Annotated in this window: 2 protein-coding genes and 1 pseudogene; all 3 read right to left on the bottom strand. The window is 50.9% G+C overall.

Annotation, left to right across the window (positions count from 1 at the left end; all coding sequences use genetic code 11):
- Positions 1–96 precede the first annotated feature (96 nt).
- On the bottom strand, positions 97–978 hold the full coding sequence (gene prpB, locus J5F18_RS14930) for a methylisocitrate lyase (RefSeq protein ID WP_346299358.1): 882 nt from the start codon (positions 976–978) through the stop codon (positions 97–99).
- 1 nt (position 979) lies between these two features.
- Positions 980–1,660 (bottom strand): GntR family transcriptional regulator, encoded by a 681-nt coding sequence (locus J5F18_RS14935; protein WP_346299359.1) that lies wholly within the window; start codon positions 1,658–1,660, stop codon positions 980–982.
- Between the two features lie 203 nt (positions 1,661–1,863).
- A pseudogene (locus tag J5F18_RS14940) lies at positions 1,864–2,053 on the bottom strand (peroxiredoxin); the annotation flags it as partial.

The raw sequence follows: 2,053 nt of genomic DNA on the forward strand, positions 1-2,053 counted from the left end.
ACCGCTTTTACCCACTGTGCATAAGGCTGTTTCGCCAGCCACTTGTCCGCGCAAGCCTGCGCCACCTAATTTTTTCTCAGACATAATTCGTTCCTCTTATTTTTTCGTAAACAGGGCGTCTAACTTTTCTTCAAACGAGTGATAGTTCAAAAAGTCGTACAGTTCTGCACGCGTCTGCATGCTCTCAACCACGTCTTTTTGGTCACCCTTGGCGAGAATATTTTGATACACATTCAATGCCGCTTTGTTCATGGCGCGGAACGCGCTCAGTGGATACAACACCATTTCCACGCCAACGCCAGCGAGCTCGTCTTTGTTAAATAATGGCGTAGCGCCAAATTCGGTAATGTTCGCCAATACCGGCACGTTCAGCGCATTGGTAAAGGCTTGATACTGTTCTAGGGTATGCACCGCTTCGGCAAAAATCGCATCGGCACCCGCTTCGACACAGGCTTGCGCGCGTTCAATCGCCGCTTCTAAACCTTCCTGCTGCAACGCGTCGGTACGCGCCATAATTAAAAACTGGTCGTCAATCCGCGCGTCCACCGCCGCTTTTACCCGGTCAACCATTTCACCTTGGGTCACGATTTCTTTGTTCGGGCGGTGGCCACAACGCTTTTGCGCCACTTGGTCTTCAATATGGAAACCGGCAGCACCGGCACGGGTCATTTCTTTCACAGTGCGCGCGATGTTAAATGCGCCACCCCAACCCGTATCAGCGTCGACCAACAAAGGCACGTCAGTCGCACCCGTGATCCGACGAATATCTTCGCACACATCATTCAGGGAAGTCATACCCAAGTCTGGTAAACCAAATGAGGCATTGGCAACACCGGCACCTGATAAATAAAGCGCTTTGTGGCCAACACGCTCAGCCATCATGGCCGTGTAAGCATTAATGGTGCCAACAATTTGTAATGGTTTTTCAGACTGAATCGCTTGGCGTAATTTTGCGCCAGCACTGTGCATTTGTGTCATGTTACTTCCCCATCTGTTGCAATTGTATTTCAATATGGTGACGCGACGCGGACACATGCCGGCGCATCAAGAGATCAGCAAGTTCACCGTCACGATTCGCAATCGCTTGGATAATTGCCTTGTGTTCGTCAAACGCCCGCGATACCCGCGGACCATTCATGCCCAGCTGCACGCGGTACATCCGCATCAGGTAATACAGCTCGTCGCAGAGAATATTAATTAAGTACTGATTTTTGCTGCCGAAGATAATCCGGTAGTGAAAGTCCAAGTCACCCGCTTCTTGGTAGTAACTCTCGCCTTCGCGCACGCGCTGTTCTTGCAAGTGCTGGTCGAGCAACCGGCGCATATCCGCGATTTCATCGTCGGCCATGTGTTCTGCCGCCAACCGACAGGCCAAACCTTCGAGCTCTTCACGAATTTCATAGAGCGAACGTAAACCGGCTGTCGAAAGCGTCACCACGCGCGCGCCAGCATTCGGTGTGCGTTCAATCAAGTGGCAGCGTTCGAGGCGCGCTAACGCTTCGCGCAGCGGTGCTCGACTCACGGCAAACCGACGTGCCAACTCGGGCTCGCTGATTTTACTACCAGCAGGAATATCACCCGCCACGATTGCTTGTTGAATTTCCGCCAAAACGCGGTCAGACGCAGTAATTGGCGAACGCCACACAGGACTTTGAATCATAAAATTGTCGACAGCGTAAATGGAAATGCAATTTTAGATGGGATTTTAAACAACTTCAAGGCGATCCCAAATAATAATTGTCGACAATCTGGTAAGTTGTTGAAACTTTGATGCTCGTCAATTCGAGCCGCATGAACGGATAAAAAAACCCAGCCACAGTGAGCTGGGTTCTTTGTCTTCATAGCGAGGATTAAATCCAGCGCTTACAGTTTGTCACTGTTTTTTGACAGGTAGTCAGCAACGCCTTTCGCGTCGGCTTTCATACCTTCTTGACCAGCAGTCCAGCCTGCAGGACACACTTCGCCGTGCTCTTGGTGAAACGCTAAGGCGTCGACCATACGCAGCATTTCGTCAACGTTACGGCCGAGTGGTAAGTCGTTGACGACTTGATGG

The organism is Halomonas sp. BM-2019 (assembly GCF_017584085.1).

Bases quoted from the DNA above. Each gene is read 5' to 3' on its own strand.
- prpB (WP_346299358.1), bottom strand. From the start codon at position 978: ATGACACAAATGCACAGTGCTGGCGCAAAATTACGCCAAGCGATTCAG.
- J5F18_RS14935 (WP_346299359.1), bottom strand. From the start codon at position 1,660: ATGATTCAAAGTCCTGTGTGGCGTTCGCCAATTACTGCGTCTGACCGC.